The sequence below is a fragment of the Variovorax sp. VRV01 genome (genome assembly GCF_014852545.1).
Taxonomy (GTDB): Bacteria; Pseudomonadota; Gammaproteobacteria; order Burkholderiales; family Burkholderiaceae_C; genus Variovorax; species Variovorax beijingensis_A.
In genome coordinates this window covers 258,512-273,920 of the sequence record NZ_JACVBS010000007.1, presented here as the reverse complement: position 1 = coordinate 273,920, position 15,409 = coordinate 258,512, and the positions used below count along the sequence as shown (strand labels likewise).

Sequence of the window (15,409 nt, the reverse complement as noted above, 5' to 3'; positions counted from 1 at the left end):
GCGCGGATTGTGCCCGGCGCGGCGAGGCCGCCCGATGTTGGCCGAGAATGCGGCCCCAACATGGCTGATGAAGTGCAGGACTCCCTTTTCCCCGATCTTCCGCGCCCGCCCGAGGCGCATTCCACGGTGCCGCCAGAGGCCGAGCCGCCTGTGAAGAAGAAGCCGCGCGGCGCCACGGTGGAACCGGCGCCCGCCGATCCGGCACTGGTCGAGCTGGCCGCGGCGCTCCCTTCCGGCCTGCGGCTCGGCACCTCTTCATGGAGCTATCCTGGCTGGGCCAATCTCGTCTGGGATGGCGACTACGCCGAAACGGTGCTGTCGAAGAACGGACTGTCCGCCCTCGCCCGGCATCCGCTTTTCCGCACGGTGAGCCTGGACCGCAACTTCTACCGCGCGCTCACTGCGAGCCAGTACGCGCGCTACGCGGCCATGGTGCCCGACGACTTCCGCTTCGTGGTGAAGGCGCCGAGCCTCGTGACCGACGCCACCGTGCGCGACGAGAGCGGCCGCGGCACGCAGGCCAACCCGGTGTTCCTGAACAGCGAGATCGCGATCCAGGAATTCGTGCAGCCGGCGCTCGAAGGCCTGGGCCACCGCATCGGTGCGCTGGTGTTCCAGCTGAGCCCGATTCCCGCGCAACTGCTGGCCGACCAGCCCGCGCTGCTCGCGCGCCTCGGCGAGATGCTCGAAGCCTTGCCCAGCCTGAAGCCGACGGCGCCCGATGCCGTGATCGCGGTCGAGGTGCGCGACCCGCAGCTGCTCTGCCCTGCCTTTGCCGACATGCTTCGCAGCGTGGGCGCCACCTTCTGCATGGGCCTGCATGCCAAGATGCCGCCGATTGAAGACCAGCTGCCGATGCTGCGCGCGCTCTGGCCCGGACCGCTGGTGTGCCGCTGGAACCTGCACCGCCGCCACGGCCGCTTCGGCTATGAAGATGCGGAAAAGCTCTATGGTCCGTTCGACAGGATCGTCGATCCCGACCCCGAGACCCGCGAGGCGCTGGCCCGCGTGATCGCGGGCACCACCGGCGCGGGCCAGCTGGCCTACGTCACCGTGAGCAACAATGCCGAAGGCTGCGCACCGTTGACGATCGCCTCGCTCGCGCGAGACATCGCCGGCCTGTCCAAGCGCTAACTGCTGCGGCCTGCATTGTCCTTGGCTGCCACCGTCATCTCCAGCTCCACGCTCGCATTCTTCGGCAGCGCATAGACGCCGACGGCCGTGCGCACATGCACGCCAGCCTCGCCGAACACACGGTGCAGCAGCTCGGACGCCGCATCGGCCACCTCGCTCTGCTGCGTGAAATCGGCCGTGCACTGCACGAAGACCCCGACGCGCAGCACCTTCTCGATGCCGTCGAGCGAGCCGAGTTCGCGCCGCAGCAGGGTCAGGCAGCGCAAGGCGCAGATCTGCGCGGCCTCGCGGGCCTTGCCGAGCGGCACCTGGTCGCCCACGCGGCCGGTGACGACCACCGTGGTGCCCACGCGCGGCACCTGGCCGCTGGTGTAGAGCGTGCGGCCGTCACGGGCGATGGGTGCGTAGTTGCCGCCGGCAATGAGCTCGCCCTCGAAGCTGTGGCCCAGCTCGGCGGCAATCCGGTCGGCAATCTGGTCTCGGGTTTGCGATGTCATTCGGCTTCCGTTCAATGAAGCTTCATTGTCGCCATCCGCTCCTTGAAGAACAGATACAGATCGCATGGACGCGAGGCACAACAGGCGATGCCTGGCGCGTCGTCAGGCCGCCCGCTCCGAGGGCCACCGCCCCAGCACCTCGTGGATGCCTTCGCCGACGTGGCTTTCGATCAGCGAGAACGAGCCCGCCATCCACCGGACCGGCTCGATGGCATGCGGCTCGATCTTGCGCGGCGTGTAGGCCAGCGTCATGTGGGGCGTGAAGCCGCGCTCGGGCTTGAAGCCCGCATCCGCCAGCGCCTCACCCAGGCGCTGCCTGAACGCCGCAAGCGCCGAGGTGCTGCTGCCGCCGCCGTACAGCACAAAGGCCTTGCTCTGCTCGAAGCGCATGGCCTCGTCGAACATCACCTCGAACGACGGCGGCGCCACGGCGGCAGCCGCCTCCAGGGCCGCTTGCACCGTTTCGCGCGGCACCGCCAGAAAATGCCCGAGGTGATACAGCGTGACATGCAGGCGATGCGCCTCGGTCAGCTTGCCTTTCAGCGAATGCCGGTCCTTCAGGCGCGCCGCCAGCGCGGCAATCGACGCGGCATCTTCGGGGCGCGGAAAGATTGCGAAGAAGAGAGAGCGCGGCAGGCGCTCCTTGCGCGGCGCGGTGCTGCGCGCACGGCGGGGCGGCGGCGGCGCGGGATCGATGCCTGGGAGTAGCAGCTGTTCGGGCATGGCAGATGTCGGATTCACCGGTGCATTCAAACACGGCCCGGCGCCGTTGACCCGCACCCGGAACTCGGCGCATGCTGCACGGCTCTGACCTGCCATGAACGCCCCATCAGCATCCGGCCTTCCCCGGCGCACCGTCGCCGCAGCGCTCGTTGCCATGCCCGCGCTCTGGCTGGGCGCCCGCGCGCAGCCAGCGGCCAGCCGGCTCGCCACCCCTTCGCAGACCGAAGGCCCCTTTTATCCCGTGCGCCTGCCGCAGGATTCCGACGGCGATCTGCTGCGCAACGGCGCGCTGGACTACCGCGGCGGCCAGCCGGCCTGGGTCGACGGCACGGTGACCGATCTGGCCGGCAAGCCGCTGCGCGGCGCCCAGGTCGAGATCTGGCAGTGCGATCAGAACGGCCACTACCACCACCCCGGCGACGGCGACCGCGCCGATGCCGCCTTCCAGGGCTTCGGCCGCGTCACGGTCGGTGAAGACGGCAGCTACCGCTTTCGCACCATCCGCCCCGTGCCCTACAGCGGCCGCACGCCGCACATCCATGTCAAGGTGAAGCTCGGCACGCGCGAGCTGCTGACCACGCAGCTCTACGTGGCCGGCGACCCGGGCAATGCGCGCGACTTCATCTGGCGCAATCTTCCGCAGGCCGCGAGGGAGGCCGTCACAGTGCCTTTCGAGCGCGGGCCGGATGGGCTGCAGGCGCGCTTTCCAATTGCGGTTGCGGCCTGAAGGCGCCCGCCGCTGCCGCCGCTGTTGCCCGCCTTCGCCGCGAGGGAACCAGGGCACGCCAGGCGATCACGCAAGACGTGAGGCACAGCCCGATCCCCAGCAGCGAGAAGCCCAGGACCAGTGCATGCCGCAGCCAGGGGCGCGCAAGAAGCGGCGCAAAGTCCAGGCTGTGCAGCCCATGGTAGAGAACGCGCTGCCAGCGGCCCGACGCATCGCTGCGCAGGAGAATGCGTGCCGACGCGGGGTCTGCGAAGGCGGACACGCCGTCGGTCCAGTCGGCGCGCCACACGGGCAGCGGACGGGTGTGGCGGGTGTTCGGGTCCGCAGCCTCGCGTGCGTAGTACAGATCGTCGTAGGAATCGATGCGGCGCAGCGCGGGAACGCCGGCCTCCGGACGCAGCGCGGCCAGCAAGGCCTGGACGGTGGCCGCAGGCAGCGCGGCAATGGCCCGCTCCGGATCGCGCGTCTCGGCACGTACCAGCAGTTGGCCCTCGGCAGATTGCAAGCGATACCACGGCTGCCCCGCAACGTGCAAAAGCTCCAGTTCGCGCGCAGCGAGGCCCTGCCGGCTGGCCTGCCTCAGCGCCTCGGCCGGATCGAGCCACGCCTCGATCGGTGCGCCGGCCCAGCGCACGCGCTCGTCTGCCGTGGCCCCGCGCGGGGAAAACACGCCGAACGGATTCATCGACAACAGGCCCGAACATATCCATGTGAGCGTGAAGATGCCTGCCGCCAGCCCCGCGATGTGATGCCAGCGCAGCCAGAACTTGCGGTAGGGAATCCAGCGCGAACGGTTCAGGAAGAGCTGCCAGGTGCCCAGCACCACGCCGCTCAGCGCCAGCAGGGTCGCGGGAAGGGAAAGCCACACCACGGCGTGATGCCAGGCGGCGGGGAACTGCCGCAGCACGGTCGGATAGATCCAGTGCGGCACGGCACCCAGCCAGTTCCAGAAGCGCTCGGCGCGGCGCGTGTCGCGCACGACCTCCGCCGCACCTGGAGAAACATAGAGTTCCAGCCCGTCCTCGCCGTCCAGCGCAACCTTCACCAGCGGCCGGTAGGGATCGAGGCCCTGCGGCACGGTCCATTGATCGCGCTCCAGGCGCTCGGCGTGCCGTGCGCGGCGCCCGCTGAAGGCCTCGGCCGCGGCGGCCGCCTGTGAATCCGTGAGCGGCGGCCGCAAGGCACCACTGCGCGCGTCGAGCGTTCGCCAATGGGGCGCAGCGGCGCCCTGCTCTCCATGCGCCAGCAGCCGCCAGACCGGATCCGCACCCGCCATGCCCAGGCGCGCCTCGGTGAAGCGAAGTCCGGCGCGCCGAGCCGCCTCCTCGGCGGTCAGGCAGCACCCCGGCGGCAGTTGCAGCGGCGGCAAGGCCTGCAGGCGTTCGACGGGGGTGAGGCTCGGGAACGGCACGAAGTACAGGACAACGCCGCTCGCAAACCACATGAGGAAGAACAGCGCAAGCACGACGCCCAGCCACTTGTGCAGAAAGACCAGTGCCTTCTTCATGACGCAATCCCCGGCCGCACGGCATCAATCATTCAGAAGCGCGCACGCGCCGTCAGCTGCACCGTGCGCGGCGCGCCCAGCAGCCAGCGCACGTTGCCGGTGCCCGAGACCGCATAGTCGCGGTCGGTCAGGTTCTTGACGGCCAGGCTGAAATCGAGGCTGCGCGAAAACTCGTAGGCCAGCGACACATCGAACACCGTGTAGGCCGGCAGGCGCGCCGTGTTGGCCGCGTTCGACTGCCGCGCGCCGACATAGCGTGCCCCGATGCCCAGCTGCCACCGCGGCTGGAAGCGATAGGCCGTCCACAGGTTGGCCGTGCGCTCGGGCACGCCGACCGGGATGTTGCCCGCGCGTGAGATGGCGCGGCCAGCGACCACCTCGTTGAAGTCGTCGTAGCGCGCACGCAGCAGCGCCGCATTGGCGTCGACGGTCCAGCCGGGCAGCGGCTCGGCCGCCACGGCCAGTTCGATGCCGGTCGACGATTGGCGCCCGACCTGTTGGGTGATCCTGGGGTCGCTGGCATCGCGGGAGAGCAGGTTGCGCTTTTCGATGCGGTAGAGGGCCAGCGTCCATTCGCCCTTGATGGCCGGCAGGCTGCTCTTGGCGCCCACCTCGACCTGCCGGCCTTTGGTCAGGTCGAAGGCGTTGCCACCGTTCGGAAGCGACAGCGCACCGCTCAAGGGGTCGGTTCCCGTGCCGTACTGGCCATAGAAGGAAACCGCATCGCTGGGTGTCCAGACCGCACCGATGCGGCCCGTGACCGGACTGTATGTCTTCGACAGACGGGCGCCAGTGCGCAGATCGTTGTTGTCGAGCCGCATGCGATCGCTGCGCAGGCCCGCCACGAGCTTCCAGCCGGGGGCGAGTTCCAGCGCATCCTCCGCGAAGAGCGCGGCCGTCTCCAGTGTGGAGCGGCGTCCCGGAAGCGTCGGCACCGGGCTGGTGAAATGGCCCGGCGCAAAGAAGAACGGGTCGACCGTGCTCACGCCGCCGTAGGGCGAATTGTTGGTGTGCAGCAGGGTCGTGCGGTACCAGTCCAGGCCGGCGACGAAGCGGTTCTTCAAGCCGCCGAGTGTGCCGTCGAAGGTGGCATCGAAGCGGTTGCCCGTCTGCTCCTGGTCGTGCAGGATCTCGATGTAGTCGCCGCGGCCGACCCGCGTGCCGGCCCTGTTGAAGCTGTAGGCCTCCGTGTTGCGCCAATGGCGCGCGGACGCCAGGTGGTAGAGCTCGTTGCGCAGCCGGATGCCGTCGCCGAGCTGGTATTCGGCCTTGACGCGCCACATGCGGTCGTCGTACTTCACGACCGAATCGTCCACGTTGAAATTGGTGCGCCGCAGCCGGCTGTCGAGCGCGCCATCGAGAAGCGGCGTGCCGAAGTAGCGCGCATCGTCATTGCGGCCGCCATCGAACGACAGCGTCAGCTTGAGCGCCCTGCTCGGACGCGCCGCAAGCGCGAGCGCGTAGTTCTGCCGGTCGTAGTTCTCGAAGCGGCGAAAACCATCGCTCGCGCCCGCATCGACGTAGACGGAATAGGCCAGGCTGTCATTGATCGGCCCGCGCAGTCCGATGCCGCCCTGCCGCGTCCCGAAGGAGCCCAGGCTGAAGAAGGCTTCGCGCTCCGTGCGATCGAAGCGCGGCTGCTTGGTGATGTAGTTGACGGCCGCGCCGATGGCGCCGTCGCCAAAGAGCACCGAGGCCGGCCCCCTGAGCACCTCGACCGACTCGAAGGGCCAGCTGGAGAACGGATAGGTCACGGTGCCGGACGCAACCACCAGCCGCGTGCCGTCGACCAGTTGGGCCACGGAGTTGTGCCCCGCAAAGCCCCGCGCCACCAGGCTGGTGCCGCCATTGCCGGGCGCCGGCGCTTCGGTGACGCCCGGAAAGCGGATGGCGACATCCTGCGCGCGGGCCAGGTTGCGTTCGGCGATGTCGGCGCTGCCCAGGCTGCTGACACTGGCCGGCGTCTCGCGCGGCGCAAGGCCCAGGCGCGAGCCAGTTGCGCTCGGCAAGTCGAGGCCCAGGCTGCTGCCGGGAGCGGTTTCACCGGCTGACACCTCGACGGCCGGCAAGGCGGCTTGGGCGCGGGATGCGACCGGGTGCATCGCCAGGCCGGCGATGCATGCCATGGCGCGTATCGCCCTGTGGCGGCGGATCGATGGGCACTCGATCGATGGGAACTTTGCGGATGGCTTCATGCTGCTGCGGCCAGGCATTGTTCGAGTCCCTGCACCAGGACATCCCTGGGCAGCTGCCTGCCGATGAAGACGATGCGGCTGTGGTGCGGCTCGCCCTCTTTCCAGCCGGGGCCGGCCTCGGTGCCCATCAGCATGTGGACGCCTTGCAGCACCACGCGGGTGTCCAGTCCGACCACCGCGATCACGCCCTTGTAGCGCATCAGGTGGGTGCCGTAGATCCGCAGGATGGCGCCGAAGAAATCTTCCAGCCGCGCCGCATCGAAGGGCCGCTCGGCGCGAAACACGAAGCTGGAGACGTCGTCATCGTGTTCGTGATCGACGTCGGTCAGGAAGTCGGGTTCGATCTCCAGGATCGCGTTCAGGTTGAACCCGCGGATATCGAGCAGCTGGTCGATCGGGGCCTGGCCGAAATGCGCCGCGGTGATCGGCGCGCGCGCATTCATGCGCAGCAGGCGCTGCTCGAGCGCCCTTACCTCTTCGACCGACACCAGATCGGTCTTGGACAACAGGATGCGGTCCGCAAAGCCCACCTGCTCCTGGGCTTCATGGTGCTCGTCGAGCTGAGCCATCGCATGCCTGGCGTCGACCAGCGTGACGATCGCGTCGAGCAGATAGGTCTGGCTGATCTCTTCATCGACGAAGAAGGTCTGCGCCACGGGCGCCGGGTCGGCCAGCCCGGTGGTCTCGATGATCACACGCTCGAAGCTCGCGCTGCCGTTCCTGCGGCGCGCCGCGAGCTCGCCGAGGATGCGCACCAGATCACCGCGCACGGTGCAGCAGATGCAGCCGTTGTTCATCTCGATGATCTGCTCGCCCTCTTCCTGCACCAGCAGTTCGTTGTCGATGCCGGCTTCGCCGAACTCGTTCTCGATCACGGCAATCTTGTGGCCGTGCTGCTCCTTCAGGATGCGGTTCAGCAACGTGGTCTTGCCGCTGCCGAGGAAGCCGGTGAGGATGGTGACGGGGACGAGGCTCATGGATGGCTCTGAGTGAAGATTGATGGGGCGCTCGACGAACTCAGCGCTTCGCGGAGAGCGCCGAGGCAATGGTTATGGCGTTGTGGGCGAACAGCTTCAGGTAGGTGTCTGCTTCGGTTCCCGGTGCCGACAGCGCATCGGAATAAAGCCGGCCGCCGACGATGACCCCGCCCTCACGCGCAATGCGCTGGACCAGGCGCGGGTCGGAGATGTTCTCGACGAACACCGCGCGTACGTCCTCGCGCCGGATCTGGTCGATCAGCCGCGCGACCGAGGCGGCCGAGGCCTCGCTGTCGGTGCTCATGCCCTGCGGCGCAAGGAACTCGATGCCGTAGGCCGCGCCAAAATAGCCGAACGCATCGTGCGAGCTGATCACGCGGCGATGCTGGCGCGGCACCGTATCGAAACGTGCGCGAATCTCGCGGTCGAGCGCCTGGAGCCGCTCGATGTAGCTGGCGCAGCGCTGGCCGATCTCGGCTGCAAACGCCGGCCGTGCGCGCGCCATCGCATCGCGCAGGTTCGCCGCATAGCGCTGCGCGTTCGCAAGGTCCTGCCATGCATGCGGATCGGGCTCGCGGCCCATGCGGCGCACCGGCACGCCCTCGCTGGCCACGGCGACGGCACCGCGGTAGCCGGATGAACGCACAAGCCGGTCCATCCAGCCTTCGAACGCCAGCCCGTTGACGACGACCAGCTCGGCATTGGCGAGGCGACGCGCATCGGCCGGGCTCGGCTGAAAGACGTGCGCGTCGGAGTCCGGACCGACCAGGGCCGCGACTTCGACCGCGCTGCCGCCGATCTCGCGCGCCATGTCGGCGAGGATCGAGAAGCTCGCGACGACGCGCAGCGGACGCGGTGCGGTGGATTGCGCAAACACCGGCAGCGGCAGCGCGATGAGCGACGTGGCGAAGAAGCGGCGGCGCATGGGATTCGATGGAAAGTTCATGTCAGGCATTTCGATGAGAGCGTGGGCGCAGGAGCCGGGTGAGCAATCCACCGTTCGGTCCGAACACGAGCGACAGCAGATAGGTCGCGCCCGCCACCAGGACGATCGCGGGCCCCGAGGGCCACTGCGCATGAAAGGACAGCAGCAACCCGGCAAAGCCGGACAGCAGCGCCATGCCGGCTGCAACCAGCGCAAGGCTCCAGACTTCGGCGGCCCAGAAGCGCGCCGCGGTGGCCGGCAGCATCATCAAGCCGACCGCCATCAGCGTGCCCAGCGCCTGGAAGCCTGCCACCAGATTGGCGACGGTAAGAACCAGAAAGACGCCGTGCACCAGCGAGCCGGGCCCGCCCACATTGCGCAGGAAGCCCGGATCGAGGCATTCCACGAGCAGCGGCCGGTAGATGGCCGCCAGCACGACCAGCGTCGCGCTCGCGACGCCGGCCATCAGCATCAGCGCCGCGTCGTCCACGGCAAGGATGGTGCCGAAAAGCATGTGCATCAGGTCGACGCTGCTGCCATGGGTCGACACCAGCAGCACACCCAGCGCGAGCGCGATCAGGTAGAAGGCCGCGAAGCTCGCGTCTTCGCGCTGCGACGTCACGCGGGTGACGAAACCGGCCGCCAGCGCCACGGCGAGCGCCGCGAGGAAACCGCCCGCACTCATCGCCGCCAGCGAGAAGCCCGCAAACAGAAAGCCGAGCGCCGCGCCCGGAAGCAGCGCGTGCCCCATCGCGTCGCCCATCAGGCTCATGCGCCGCAACACCAGCAAGGTGCCGATCGGCGCGCTGCCCAGGCCGAGCGCCAGCGTGGCCACCAGCGCGCGGCGCATGAAGCCGTACTCCACGAAAGGCTGCACCAGCAAGGCCGCGGCGTTCATGACACAACCTCCCTGCACACGGGCGCATCCTCGTCCCACGCCTCGGCCATCTGGCGCGCGCGGAACAGGTTCCCGGCATGCAGCACCTCGGCCGTCGGCCCCCAGGCCACACAGCGCCGCGCCATGAGCAGGGTGCGGTCGAAGTGCAGGCGCACCTGCTCGAGGTCGTGCAGCACGGCGATGACGGTGCGTGCCTCTGTATGCCAGCGCGCAACCACGGCCAGCAGGTCGGCGGTGGTGCGCGCATCGATCGCATTGAACGGTTCGTCCAGCAGGATCACCGGCGCGTCCTGTAGCAGCACGCGCGCAAAGAGCACGCGCTGGAACTGCCCCGCCGACAGCTCGGCGATGCCGCGGCGCTGGAAGCCGCCAAGGCCGACGGCCTCCAGCGCGGCTCCCACGGCATCGCGCTGCCGTGCGGCGATGCCCTTGACGCAGCCGAGCCGCCCCCAGTGCCCGAGCGCCACCAGGTCGAACACGCGGATCGGAAAGCTCCGGTCGATCTCGGCCTGCTGCGGCAGCCACGCGATGCGGTCGCGCGAAGCGCCGTCGAAGGAGACGCCGCCCTCGGCTGGCCGGACGCGTCCCATGATCGCGGCGAGCAGGCTGGTCTTGCCGGCGCCGTTCGGCCCGACGACGGCGGTGAGCGAGCCCGGCGCGAACTCCCCCGACAGGTGATGCACAGCCGGGTGGCCGCGATAGGCCACCGTGAGGTTGTTCAACCGGATGGCAGGAGGAGGAATCGGCGTGCCGCTCATTTCAGCGCCCAGCCGACAGCAAGCCACAGCGCCGCGGCCAGCATCAATGCGCCCGCCACGCGCACCCATGCGCTGGCCATCAGCAGGCTCGGCGGGCTTTGCGGCCAGGCATTGGGCGCAGCTTCAGTTCGGCGGGGCGGGTGTTCCATGCCTGGACTATATTGCAATTGCGAATGCATTCGCAATAACAGAGAAAACCTTTGCGCCACAAGAGTGCGATCGGCGTTCCTTGAACATTCGACTGACGCGCAAGGGCAAGCAGATGGCCAGGAAGGCGTTCGATCAACACGGCCGGTGGATTGCCAGCCTGTTCCTCCATCTGTCCGTACAGGAGCGAAAGACGCTCGCCGGCCTGCTGCAAAAGGTGGCGGCAGACCGGCCATGACCAGCGGCATCGCTCATCACAACCTCAAGCAAAGGAGCTCCCATGTCCCACTACCGTTGAACTCTATTCCCCCAAGCCCGGCTGGCTGGCGTTGCCGGCGCTGCAGCGCAGCCAATTCCTGGACGAAATCAAGGCGGGCATGGGCGGGCTGGGCGCGCTCGGCGTCGAAATCCTGATGCTCGGCCAGACCGAGCCGGGCATCGACCAGGCCAGCGGCCATCGCTTCCTGGGCATCTGGCGCTTTCCCGATGCCAAGGCCCGCGATGCCTTGCTGGCAGGCATCAAGGCATCGGGGTGGTACGACCATTTCGAGCACGTGAATGCCGCTGGCGCCGGGGGCGGCTTTTCAAGCCATCTGGCCGAGTTGGCGAATGCTTGAAGGCTGATCTTCCGGTGCATGCCAGGGAATAGCGACAGGGCTGCAGCGCCCTGCCCTGTGCCGCCGCGCCCGACTCAATCTTTTGGTGCGTGCGCCACGCCAGCCTTGGCCCACACTTCCAACCGATCGAGCAGCAAGACCAGCGACTGCCCGCGCGCCGACAGCGTGTAGCGAACCCCACGGGGAAAACTCGACAGGAGCTCGCGCGAAACCAGGCCTCGTTGTTCCAGGCCATCCAGGCGTTCGGTCAGCACCTTGGGCGTGATTCCGGCCAGGCACCCGACCAGTTCGCCATGGCGCTTGGGACCGGTCTGCAGATGCCAGAGGATCAGCGCGTTCCAGCGGTGCCCCAGGAAGGCCAGCCAGTCTTCGACCGGGCACTCGCTCGCGTGCTTGGCCGCAGGTGTGTCGATGCCGGCCGGGGCCGCCAGGTTCTCTGCAGTCCTATCCATTTGGTGAGTACTGGATCCGCATGCTGTGATGGGCTCCATCGTATTTCAGAGAGAGCCCGTCCGTCATGTCCAAGGTCACGACCCCCGCCGCAATGAACGAAGCCTTTGCCCGCGCGTTCAACAGCCGGCATATCGACAACCTGCTGTCGCTGTACGAACCGGATGCCGCCCTGCGCACCGATGCGTCCGCCCCGACATGCAGGGGAAAACCCGCCATCGCCGCGGAGTTCGGCAAGCTGCTGGAGATTCCGGGAGTGATGGTGTCTCGCAACAACTTCTGCGTGGAAGTGGACGGCCTTGCGCTGCTGCGCGCCGACTACAGCCTGAGCTCGCCGGAGGGAAAGACGATCCTCGCCGGCAGCTCGGCCGAGGTCGTGCGCCGGCAGGCGGATGGCTCGTGGCTCTACGTCATCGACCATGCGGCGGGTGCGAGCCTGCCGCGTGTTGAAGGCTGAGCCGGTCTGCGCCTGCCCTACCGGCGGCAGGAGGCCGCGAAGAAATCGAGGATCTGCTCGCCCAGCAGCTGCTCCCCGCTGTTGAAGTGCGCCATGACGGAAACGTGGTTGTGGCCCGCGACCGTCATGTGGCGCGGCGCGACACGACGTGCCTCCGCCACGCGATAGGCGAATTCGGTCGCATAGACGTCGAGCAGCGGGTTCTCGTATTGCGCATTGACGACGAACACGGGCATTGCGAGGTGCGCTGCATGCGCGATGGGCGCGAGGGCCGGATAGAGGCTCGGGTCGTTGCCGAAATACGCCCGCACGCCGGCCGCGTTGGGGTTTTCCGGCAAGGTGTCGGCGCGCAGCCGCGCGGACACCAGCACCAGGCAGCACACGTCGCGCCGCAGGTGGGCGAGCGCGGGATCGCAGGCAAAGGTCGCCGCGTGGGTGCCTCCGGCGGAATGGCCGATCAGGCAGATGCCGCGCGGATCGCCGCCAAAGCCGCGGATGTGCCCGGAGACCCAGGCGCAAGCCGCGGCGACGTCCAGGGCGCCTTGCGGATGCGGCGCCTCCGGTGCCAGCCTGTACTCGACATTGACGCCCACGCAACCCTGGCGGGCGAACCAGGTCAGCACGTTGGCGTACATGGCCTCGTTGATGTCCTTGGCGCCACGGACGAAAGCGCCGCCGTGCACGAAGACCACCACGGGCGCGTCGCGCGCAACTGCCGGACGATAGACGTCCAGCAGCTGGCGCGGGTGAGGTCCGTAGGAAAGTTCACGCGTGACGGCGACGCCATCGCGCGGTGCTGCCATCAACACAGGCAGGTAGGCGGCCTTGACCCGGTCGCCCGCGCTGCGGATGTCCTGCTGCCACATCGGGCCGACCTCGCGCAGCAGTTCCTCGATTGCGACGGGCCGGGGGATCGCGCGCATGGCCGGTCAGTCCTGCCGGAAGGCCGTGGCCTCGACCTCGAAACACCAGTCCGGGTGTGCCAGCGCCGCGACCACCACCAGGGTCGAGGCCGGCCGCGCCGATCCAAGGTACATGCTGCGGATCGCATTGAGCCGGGGCAGGTCCGCCGCACGGGTGAGGTAGGTCGTCACCTTGACCAGGTGCGATGCGTCCATGCCGGCCGCCTGCAGCACCGCCACCAGGTTCTTCCAGGCCTGGTCGGCCTGGGCCTCGAAGCCTTCCAGCAGACGGCCTTCCGGGGTCACCCCGATCTGGCCCGCCACATGAAGGCAGGTGCCCGGGCCATGGGTGGAGATGCCGTGGCTGTAGGCACCGGCGGGCGCTGCGACGTTGCCGGGAACGATTCGTTGATGCATGGCGGCCTCAGTGCACGACGCTGTCGATTTCCGGGATGGCCGGAATCTCGACGCCGTACACGCCGATGTCCTCGCGGATCTTGTTCACGCCCCTACGGATGATGCCGATCTCTTCATCGGGGTGCGTCGCGCCGAGGCCGTGGTCGGCCGCCAGCGCCCGGTTGCGGCCGGAGCGCGCGCGCTCGGCGTCCGGCAGGTTGACGACGGCATAGACGCCGTTGAGCAGGCTGCCGCGCAGCTTCTTCGCGACCTTCAGGCCGATCAGGCGCTTTTCCTCCGGAGACAACTCGCTGAAGAAGCGCCGCATGATGATGCGGCCGAACTGTATGTGGCGCGCCTCGTCGCGCAGGATCAGCCGGCAGACCTCGCGGATCGAGTCGAACCGGGCGTTCTCGTAGCGCGCCTGCAGCAGGTCGCCGGACAGCTGCTCGAACAGCGTGTTGACCGAGAGGCCGGCGAAGAAGCTCATGGCCTTCTCGTCCGACTCGTCGTGGAAGCGCGGGATGATGTCCTTGAAGTAGTCAGACCGCGGCATGGGCTCGTATTCGGCAAGGGCGTCGGCGATGCGGAAGCTGGCCTCGTGATGGCGGAACTCCTCGGCGATGAAGTTGGTGATGTGCTGCTTCACCTCGAACGGCTGGTGTTGAAAGATCGCGTCGCGCAGGCGCTCTGCGCCATAGGGGGTGGCGCCGTGCTCCATCCAGGCACGCAGGCTCCACCATTCGGCGCCGGCCTTGCGCACCTCCGGCGGCAGATCGGCCTGCTGGAGGTCCGAATAGTCGATGTCTGCGACCGGGTTCCAGGCCAGGTCGCGTGCCTGGGTACAGAGGCGCCAGACCTCCGGGTACTCGATCTTCGACACGACCGGATAGGGGTTGGGAACGGCGGGGATTTCTTCGAGCAGGGACGGCTGCATGGGCGTGGCTCCTTCATTCGGCGATGGGGATGCCATTCATGCTAGGCGCGTGCTCTTGATACATCCAATACTGTTTAAATGGAGTCGTGATCCGAACTGTGTATATCCAGTCAACTTTCACAAGGCTGTTCAGATGATCGAGTTCAGGCAATTGCGTCAGTTCGTGGTGGTGGCGGAAGAGCTCAACTTCGGCCGTGCGGCGGAAAAGCTGCACATGTCTCAACCGCCACTGAGCGTGGCCATACGCAACCTGGAGCTGCAGGTGGGCACGCTGCTGATAGACCGCAGCCGGCACCATGTGCGCCTGACGCCGGCAGGCAAGGTTTTCCTGAGGGATGTGCACCGCCTGCTGACACAGGCCCACGCGGCCACGGAGCGCGCCCGGCGCGCCGCCCAGGGCGCCGAAGGCTCGCTCAGCGTGTCCTTCGTGCCAAGCGCCGCGCTCGACCTTCTTCCGGACATCTTCAAGCGGTTTCAGCGCGACTACCCGACAGTCCACCTGCAGGTAACCGCGGAGACCACCACCCGGCAGGTGGAGGCCCTGCGTCGCGCCGAAGTCGACCTGGCCCTCGTGGTCGGCCCGCTGCAGGACGTGCCGGACCTTGCCTTTGTCGATCTTCAGGCACAGGGTTTCGTGATTGCCGTGCCTCGCAGCCATGCCCTGGCAAAACAGCGCTCCGTGAAGATCAAGGCCCTGGCGGCAGAGTCCTTCATCGCCTTTCCAGCGGCCGAGGGAGCGGGTTTCGTGGCGGCGCTTCTCAGTGCCTGCAAGGCCGCGGGCTTCTCGCCAAGGGTCGTCCAGGAAGCTTCCCAGATGCAGGCGGTGCTGACACTGGTCGCCGGCGGCCTGGGCATCGCCCTGGTGCCGGCCTCCATGCGCATGCTGGCCATGAAGGACGTGACTTTTCTCGACGTGGCCGAAACGCGCGCGCCGCCGACCTACCAACTGGCCTTCGCCTACAGCCGCACCAACGACAACCCTGTGATCCATTCTTTCCTGTCGGTGGCGAGCAAGGTCGTCTCGCACGCGCGCAGCACCTGAATCCCGGCATTCCGGCCGGACCATGGTGATTCGATTCATGTATGGATTCGGTACGCAGTCCGTATTGGACGTTATGACGCACCGTTTGCATCATGTTGGCAAGGCGCCGGGGAACGCCGC

The 15,409-nt window shown here is 67.9% G+C and carries 19 protein-coding genes; 6 read left to right on the top strand and 13 right to left on the bottom strand.

Annotation, left to right across the window (positions count from 1 at the left end; translation table 11 throughout):
• Positions 1–60 precede the first annotated feature (60 nt).
• Positions 61–1,134 carry a DUF72 domain-containing protein gene (locus IB278_RS15160; RefSeq protein WP_192323840.1) on the top strand — a complete coding sequence of 358 codons (1,074 nt, stop codon included), beginning with the start codon at positions 61–63 and terminating at the stop codon, positions 1,132–1,134.
• Here the strand turns inward: IB278_RS15160 and IB278_RS15155 are convergent.
• Positions 1,131–1,631 (bottom strand): RidA family protein, encoded by a 501-nt coding sequence (locus tag IB278_RS15155; RefSeq protein ID WP_145747378.1) that lies wholly within the window; start codon positions 1,629–1,631, stop codon positions 1,131–1,133. The two genes, IB278_RS15160 and IB278_RS15155, sit on opposite strands and share 4 nt — an antisense overlap.
• A 102-nt stretch (positions 1,632–1,733) precedes the next feature.
• Complete coding sequence (gene thpR / locus IB278_RS15150) at positions 1,734–2,354, bottom strand: RNA 2',3'-cyclic phosphodiesterase (protein ID WP_192323837.1); 621 nt, start codon at positions 2,352–2,354, stop codon at positions 1,734–1,736.
• A 154-nt stretch (positions 2,355–2,508) separates the two neighbouring features.
• Between thpR and IB278_RS15145 the strand changes: the two genes are divergently transcribed.
• Positions 2,509–3,081: a protocatechuate 3,4-dioxygenase gene (locus tag IB278_RS15145; protein ID WP_192323918.1), complete on the top strand. Its 573-nt coding sequence runs from the start codon at positions 2,509–2,511 to the stop codon at positions 3,079–3,081.
• Here IB278_RS15145 and IB278_RS15140 read toward each other — a convergent pair.
• The 7 genes from IB278_RS15140 to IB278_RS15110 all read right to left on the bottom strand — a co-directional run bounded on the left by IB278_RS15140 (position 3,014) and on the right by IB278_RS15110 (position 10,490).
• The gene (locus IB278_RS15140; RefSeq protein WP_192323835.1) at positions 3,014–4,588 is read right to left on the bottom strand and encodes a PepSY domain-containing protein; all 1,575 of its coding nucleotides are present in this window, start codon (positions 4,586–4,588) and stop codon (positions 3,014–3,016) included. The genes IB278_RS15145 and IB278_RS15140 overlap by 68 nt on opposite strands.
• Positions 4,589–4,620: 32 nt before the next feature.
• A complete protein-coding gene (locus tag IB278_RS15135; protein ID WP_192323833.1) occupies positions 4,621–6,714 on the bottom strand; it encodes a TonB-dependent receptor in 2,094 nt (697 codons plus the stop codon).
• Positions 6,715–6,779: 65 nt separating this feature from the next.
• A complete protein-coding gene (locus IB278_RS15130) occupies positions 6,780–7,760 on the bottom strand; it encodes a CobW family GTP-binding protein (protein ID WP_145747382.1) in 981 nt (326 codons plus the stop codon).
• A gap of 40 nt (positions 7,761–7,800) precedes the next feature.
• Positions 7,801–8,706, bottom strand: coding sequence for a metal ABC transporter substrate-binding protein (locus IB278_RS15125; RefSeq protein WP_192323831.1), 906 nt, complete (start codon positions 8,704–8,706; stop codon positions 7,801–7,803).
• Position 8,707: 1 nt separating this feature from the next.
• Entirely contained in the window at positions 8,708–9,583 is an 876-nt protein-coding gene (locus IB278_RS15120; RefSeq protein WP_145747384.1) for a metal ABC transporter permease, read from the bottom strand.
• Positions 9,580–10,341, bottom strand: coding sequence for a metal ABC transporter ATP-binding protein (locus tag IB278_RS15115; RefSeq protein WP_192323829.1), 762 nt, complete (start codon positions 10,339–10,341; stop codon positions 9,580–9,582). Before IB278_RS15115 ends, IB278_RS15120 begins: the two co-directional genes overlap by 4 nt.
• Positions 10,338–10,490: a hypothetical protein gene (locus tag IB278_RS15110; protein ID WP_186454304.1), complete on the bottom strand. Its 153-nt coding sequence runs from the start codon at positions 10,488–10,490 to the stop codon at positions 10,338–10,340. The genes IB278_RS15115 and IB278_RS15110 overlap by 4 nt, the downstream gene beginning before the upstream one ends.
• An 80-nt stretch (positions 10,491–10,570) precedes the next feature.
• Between IB278_RS15110 and IB278_RS15105 the strand changes: the two genes are divergently transcribed.
• Entirely contained in the window at positions 10,571–10,726 is a 156-nt protein-coding gene (locus IB278_RS15105; RefSeq protein ID WP_186454305.1) for a hypothetical protein, read from the top strand.
• Between the two features lie 91 nt (positions 10,727–10,817).
• Positions 10,818–11,105 (top strand): DUF6616 family protein, encoded by a 288-nt coding sequence (locus tag IB278_RS15100; protein ID WP_145747385.1) that lies wholly within the window; start codon positions 10,818–10,820, stop codon positions 11,103–11,105.
• Positions 11,106–11,179: 74 nt separating this feature from the next.
• Here the strand turns inward: IB278_RS15100 and IB278_RS15095 are convergent, their stop codons facing one another.
• Entirely contained in the window at positions 11,180–11,557 is a 378-nt protein-coding gene (locus IB278_RS15095; protein ID WP_145747386.1) for a winged helix-turn-helix transcriptional regulator, read from the bottom strand.
• Between the two features lie 65 nt (positions 11,558–11,622).
• Here IB278_RS15095 and IB278_RS15090 point away from each other — a divergent pair, with 65 nt between their 5' ends.
• Entirely contained in the window at positions 11,623–12,012 is a 390-nt protein-coding gene (locus IB278_RS15090) for a YybH family protein (protein ID WP_145747387.1), read from the top strand.
• A 17-nt stretch (positions 12,013–12,029) separates the two neighbouring features.
• Here IB278_RS15090 and IB278_RS15085 read toward each other — a convergent pair whose 3' ends face one another.
• From IB278_RS15085 to IB278_RS15075, 3 genes are read right to left on the bottom strand one after another with little or no spacing between them, the layout of a single operon-like run.
• Positions 12,030–12,935: an alpha/beta hydrolase gene (locus IB278_RS15085; RefSeq protein ID WP_192323827.1), complete on the bottom strand. Its 906-nt coding sequence runs from the start codon at positions 12,933–12,935 to the stop codon at positions 12,030–12,032.
• Positions 12,936–12,941: 6 nt separating this feature from the next.
• Positions 12,942–13,331, bottom strand: a complete 390-nt coding sequence (locus IB278_RS15080; RefSeq protein WP_192323825.1) for a RidA family protein — start codon at positions 13,329–13,331, stop codon at positions 12,942–12,944.
• Positions 13,332–13,338: 7 nt separating this feature from the next.
• Positions 13,339–14,247: a diiron oxygenase gene (locus IB278_RS15075; RefSeq protein WP_192323823.1), complete on the bottom strand. Its 909-nt coding sequence runs from the start codon at positions 14,245–14,247 to the stop codon at positions 13,339–13,341.
• Between the two features lie 133 nt (positions 14,248–14,380).
• Between IB278_RS15075 and IB278_RS15070 the strand changes: the two genes are divergently transcribed.
• Positions 14,381–15,289 (top strand): LysR family transcriptional regulator, encoded by a 909-nt coding sequence (locus IB278_RS15070; RefSeq protein WP_192323822.1) that lies wholly within the window; start codon positions 14,381–14,383, stop codon positions 15,287–15,289.
• Positions 15,290–15,409: the final 120 nt, after the last annotated feature.

What these genes read in the sequence shown, in the direction of transcription:
- IB278_RS15125 (WP_192323831.1), bottom strand. Translation starts at nt 8,706, where the DNA reads ATGAACTTTCCATCGAATCCCATGCGCCGCCGCTTCTTCGCCACGTCG.
- IB278_RS15095 (WP_145747386.1), bottom strand. Translation starts at nt 11,557, where the DNA reads ATGGATAGGACTGCAGAGAACCTGGCGGCCCCGGCCGGCATCGACACA.
- IB278_RS15090 (WP_145747387.1), top strand. Translation starts at nt 11,623, where the DNA reads ATGTCCAAGGTCACGACCCCCGCCGCAATGAACGAAGCCTTTGCCCGC.
- IB278_RS15070 (WP_192323822.1), top strand. Translation starts at nt 14,381, where the DNA reads ATGATCGAGTTCAGGCAATTGCGTCAGTTCGTGGTGGTGGCGGAAGAG.
- IB278_RS15130 (WP_145747382.1), bottom strand. Translation starts at nt 7,760, where the DNA reads ATGAGCCTCGTCCCCGTCACCATCCTCACCGGCTTCCTCGGCAGCGGC.
- IB278_RS15110 (WP_186454304.1), bottom strand. Translation starts at nt 10,490, where the DNA reads ATGGAACACCCGCCCCGCCGAACTGAAGCTGCGCCCAATGCCTGGCCG.
- thpR (WP_192323837.1), bottom strand. Translation starts at nt 2,354, where the DNA reads ATGCCCGAACAGCTGCTACTCCCAGGCATCGATCCCGCGCCGCCGCCG.
- IB278_RS15075 (WP_192323823.1), bottom strand. Translation starts at nt 14,247, where the DNA reads ATGCAGCCGTCCCTGCTCGAAGAAATCCCCGCCGTTCCCAACCCCTAT.
- IB278_RS15120 (WP_145747384.1), bottom strand. Translation starts at nt 9,583, where the DNA reads ATGAACGCCGCGGCCTTGCTGGTGCAGCCTTTCGTGGAGTACGGCTTC.
- IB278_RS15135 (WP_192323833.1), bottom strand. Translation starts at nt 6,714, where the DNA reads ATGGCATGCATCGCCGGCCTGGCGATGCACCCGGTCGCATCCCGCGCC.
- IB278_RS15085 (WP_192323827.1), bottom strand. Translation starts at nt 12,935, where the DNA reads ATGCGCGCGATCCCCCGGCCCGTCGCAATCGAGGAACTGCTGCGCGAG.
- IB278_RS15160 (WP_192323840.1), top strand. Translation starts at nt 61, where the DNA reads ATGGCTGATGAAGTGCAGGACTCCCTTTTCCCCGATCTTCCGCGCCCG.
- IB278_RS15115 (WP_192323829.1), bottom strand. Translation starts at nt 10,341, where the DNA reads ATGAGCGGCACGCCGATTCCTCCTCCTGCCATCCGGTTGAACAACCTC.
- IB278_RS15080 (WP_192323825.1), bottom strand. Translation starts at nt 13,331, where the DNA reads ATGCATCAACGAATCGTTCCCGGCAACGTCGCAGCGCCCGCCGGTGCC.
- IB278_RS15145 (WP_192323918.1), top strand. Translation starts at nt 2,509, where the DNA reads ATGCCCGCGCTCTGGCTGGGCGCCCGCGCGCAGCCAGCGGCCAGCCGG.
- IB278_RS15155 (WP_145747378.1), bottom strand. Translation starts at nt 1,631, where the DNA reads ATGACATCGCAAACCCGAGACCAGATTGCCGACCGGATTGCCGCCGAG.
- IB278_RS15140 (WP_192323835.1), bottom strand. Translation starts at nt 4,588, where the DNA reads ATGAAGAAGGCACTGGTCTTTCTGCACAAGTGGCTGGGCGTCGTGCTT.